Below are 4,523 nucleotides of genomic sequence, written 5' to 3' on the forward strand. Positions count from 1 at the left end.
CTCTTTTTGGTGTGGACTATTACATGCAGTCACATCAGACGTCGAATGCCAAAGTTACAGTTAATGAACAACCTATAACTGCACAGGCTTTTGAAACTAATTATAGGCGTACTCGTGCTCAGCAAGAGAAAGCGCAAATGACTGCAGCAGAAGACAAGAATCTGCAGAATCAAGTGCTGAATCAAATGATTACCAATGAAGTATCAGTGCAAGCTGCGCGTAAATACGGTTTTGAAGTGACTCCTGAGCAGGCTAATGCAGCTATTTTAAATATACCCCAATTCCAACAAGATGGTCATTTTTCCAGTGAGCGATATCAACAAGCTTTAAGTGGCGCTTTGTTTACTCCTGAGTCGTTTCAGAATGAAGTGAGGCAAGGCATGTTGCTAAATCAGCAACGTTTTGCTTTTATGGGTAACTCCTTTGCATTACCTGATGAAATTAAGCGGTTTGTCAGATTGTACATGCAAACGAGAAACTATGATTATCTGGTTGTATCTTCATCCCGATTCATGGATGAAATTAAAATATCGGATGATGACATCAATACTTATTATATAGACCATCAAAAAGAATTTATGTCGCCTGAGCAGGTTACTATAGATTATATAATTTTATCAATGCACGATATTAAGTCACATTTGAATATTTCACATGATGATGTCAAACGTTATTACGATGAAAATAAAAGTAACTATTTAACTCCTGCACAATGGCAAGTAGCACATATTTTATTTGCAATACCTGCTGATGCTTCAAAAGATGAAATTGATGAAGTACAGAAAAAGGCCGATGCTGCATACACCAAGTTGCAAGAAAATCCTGAGCAGTTTGAGCAAATGGTTTCTACTGATTCAGATGATAAATTATCCATAGCTGATAAAGGAGTTCTGCCATGGATTACTGCTGGGCAAAATGAGGCTGACAAAGAACTTTCAAATCTTACTGCGCCAGGCCAGATCTCTAACCCTGTCAGAACAAAGCATGGTTTAGAGATTTATAAACTGATTGCCTATAAACCAGTGACAACCAAGTCTTTGGCTGAAGTAGCATCCACTATCAAAGAACAATTATCTACGGATATGGCCCAAGCTAAATATGCTCAAGCATTAGAGCAATTGACAGATTTAAGTTACCAGACACCAGATACTTTAGCTCCTGTTTCAGATGCATTAAAATTAAAAGTTGAAACATCAGAGCCGTTTTCTCGTTTGGGTGGAAAAAATCCTGTCACGCAAAATAAGCTGGTTATCAATTCAGCATTTAGTCACGATGTTCTAGAGCTAAGCAATAACAGTGATCCAATACAGCTTGATAATGATTCAGTAGCTGTTATTAGAGTGAATCAACACATACCTTCAAAACAACTGCCCATTGCTCAAGTTCATGAGCAGATTGAGAAAAAGCTACTGAAACAACGTGCCGATGCAAAAGCAAAAGAAGTCGGAACTAATTTGTTAAATCCATTAGAAGATGAAAAACAGAAAGAATTGATGTCTGCTAATAAATTAGAATGGAAATCAGTGGTTGAGTCTGCTCGCGATAGTGACAAGGCAGAAACCACAATTAATGATGCCGCTTTTAATTTACTAAGACCAGAAAGCCGTGATGGAGTTATTCTCGATAACGGTGATTATGTTGTGGTTCGATTAAAGAAGATTAATGAAGGTAAATTGTCTTCTCTTGATAAAGAACAGCAAGATAGCCTGATTCAGCAAATTGAAGCAAGCTACGGCATGATGGATTATGACCTATACGTAAATAATCTGTTAAAGAATGCGAAAATTGAAAAGCATTAATTAGATCATATGCTCTGACTTCTGCATTTGTTATTGAATGTAGGAGCAGAGCAAAAACCTATTCACAATTCGGTTACACCTAATCCATAGTTGAACACCCTACCTTCATTCGACGCTCTATTCCAACCTACGTTTTATCTTGAGCTTGATGAACGGCTCTCAATTAAAAGGTACTCTCTGTTCGTAAAGTGCACTGGCTTGCATCATTAATTGCACGTCTGGTTGCTTGCAGTAGGATCTTTTATGCATTTTTTGAAATCTTGTTCAGATCGGATTTCGACATCATGTGGATTCCGGTAACCAAAGCTGCTTTGCTCATGAATGAGCTCTTAAAACAGTAATTTGGCCGTCCTAATTTATTCATTGTATTTATAATCTGACATCTAATAAGAGGCTTGTGAATTGTCTTTCGGCTGTATGAGCATTCATCTTATCGCCAAAAATAAAATGTAATTGCGATATATCTATTTCGGCTAATGAGAGCTAATGATATTTTCTTCTTGTAGACTTGCAGCAAGCTCCGGTTGCAAGCAACCGGGGAACTCTTAACCCCAATTTCTCAAAACTCAAAATCACCTGGTGCAGTGCTTAAGAAGCTATCCTATTTGTGTCAATTTATACAAACTTGAATTAGGTCGATATTATGAATTGGTTGGCGAATTCATTCATACTGAGCCCCGGTTACTGGATAGTTTAGAGGCCAGGAAGAAGATGGGGCTAAGCAAAGCATTTGTTAATTGAAAACTCGGCATTACATCATGAGTTAGAAAATTAAATACCGCATTTCTTTCTGTATAAATCAACGAAAGATACTAAATTGATCAAAGTGTCTGTAAAATATATAATTGGTTCACAATAATTTTCTATGGCAGTTAAATATGTCTAAGTTTATAGTGAACTCCTCAAAAGCAGCGCAGCAGTTTGTGTCAACAGTCGAGAAGTTTGAACGGACACATAATAAATAGATTAGTGAGTTATTATCAAGCAAGAAGCCAGATGAACAGGCACTTATAAATGAGTTTTTTACTCATCCTGAGATTCATCAGTACCTTTCCAGAAAAGCAGATACAGTTCATTTTTTAAATAACAAGCCAGCTAATAGCTGTTTAACTCCAATTGAATTGCAAATTTATAAGTTAATGACAGAGCTCTTTACATTTCGTGAGCAGTCAGATAACAATAAATTTTACTTAGTTGGTGCGTCCAAATGCCCCAATTTTTATAAACCATTACAAACACAGTATAGTAAAGGAAATTTATCGATCACCTCGAATATGGATATTTATCAAATAAGAGAGCATCTGGATAGAATTCTCAAAACGCAAAAAAAGCCGGTATACCAATTTGTTTTAACACCTAATTGGAAAGATGGTCATGCAACTTGCTTGGTGCATATCATAAATCCCGAGTCCAGACGAGTAATGGCTACAGTATTTATAAATTCATGGCAAAAGGAAGAGTACTTCGAATATATTTTTTACCGTTTTAATTTGAAACATACTCAAGCTTTATCAAATGGGCAAGTTATTGAGCCAAACGATCTCAGAACGTGTAACATTCCATTTATTGATGCGTCCCATCAACTTCAAGTGCATGTTGAAGACTCAAATTGCACGCTCTATGGATATAATATTGTTGATGCAATAGCTAGGATGCTTGGCGATCCATCCGTTGCCCAGAGAGTTGTTACAGCAGCAGAGGCGATGGAACAAGATGAGCCAAGCGCTAGTCAGGGACTACGCACTATTTTTGCTGAGGAGCTAAAGGATTATTTACCTTGCTATTATACAGGGAAGAACAATAATCCTCATGCGGATATTAAAGCTTTTCATTTGCTGCATCGCTGGAATGTTGGAAGTGAACTATTTTCTTTAAGTTATTCTCCAAGGCCGGGAGGGACAGAAGTTATTCTTGAGCCAACGTGTACTAAAATATTTAAACCAATTGTCAATGAAGACAGTTCATCCCTTGCCTATATTGGGAAAGATAACGTTGTTCGTTATGTTTTTGATAATGTTCTTCCTATTATCGAGTCAGAAAAAATGGCTCTACCCCAAATATAGGGGCACTTTAATCAGATTATAGTAATCTAACTCATTGATTCCCCAATCAAAAGAGGATTAAAGTGCCGAAGAAAGATATTATCTTAAATTTACCTGGCTATTCAATAGTCAAGGGACAGGAAACAACCCGGTTTATATTCATGTAAATTATAACCGGATTATTCGATGTATTTATTGCGACAATAAACGCTTAAGGAAGAAAGACAGCTTTGAGCGTAAGATACGTCATGAGTCGATAGGACTTCGTTACACTTATTTATGTATTAAGGCTTATAAATTTCAATGTTATGAGTGTACGCGTTATTTTAATCAGCGTTTACCTGGCATAGGTAAATACCAGCGTGCTACAGAGAGCTTGCGTAAAGAGGTATTTCATCATCACACACAAGGCGTGAGCCAAAAGGAGTTGAGTCGTCATTTTCATACGGGTAAATCGACGATAGAGAGTTGGTATCATTACGGTTATGAACGGCAAGAAAAACGAATTACAACACCCTTATGTCCCCGTGTATTAGGTATTGATGAGCATTCGTTTACCAAGAGGCAAGGGTACCTTACTACGTTATGTGATTTAGGTAAGCATAAGGTATTTGATATTGTTAAAGAACGTTCAGGTCGTGATTTGGAGAGCTATTTCAAGGCATTGGAAGGTAAAGAGCGA

General features: G+C 37.1%; 2 protein-coding genes and 1 pseudogene. All 3 read left to right on the forward strand.

Annotated elements, in window-relative coordinates:
• The coding region (locus Q0495_RS00005) for a SurA N-terminal domain-containing protein (RefSeq protein ID WP_298621805.1) at window positions 1-1,799 on the forward strand (1,799 nt) is incomplete at its 5' end.
• A 1,139-nt stretch (window positions 1,800-2,938) separates the two neighbouring features.
• Entirely contained in the window at window positions 2,939-3,862 is a 924-nt protein-coding gene (locus Q0495_RS00010; protein ID WP_298621807.1) for a hypothetical protein, read from the forward strand.
• Between the two features lie 62 nt (window positions 3,863-3,924).
• A pseudogene (locus tag Q0495_RS00015) lies at window positions 3,925-4,523 on the forward strand (helix-turn-helix domain-containing protein); the annotation flags it as partial.

Source organism: uncultured Legionella sp., from assembly GCF_937871865.1.
Lineage (GTDB): Bacteria > Pseudomonadota > Gammaproteobacteria > Legionellales > Legionellaceae > Legionella.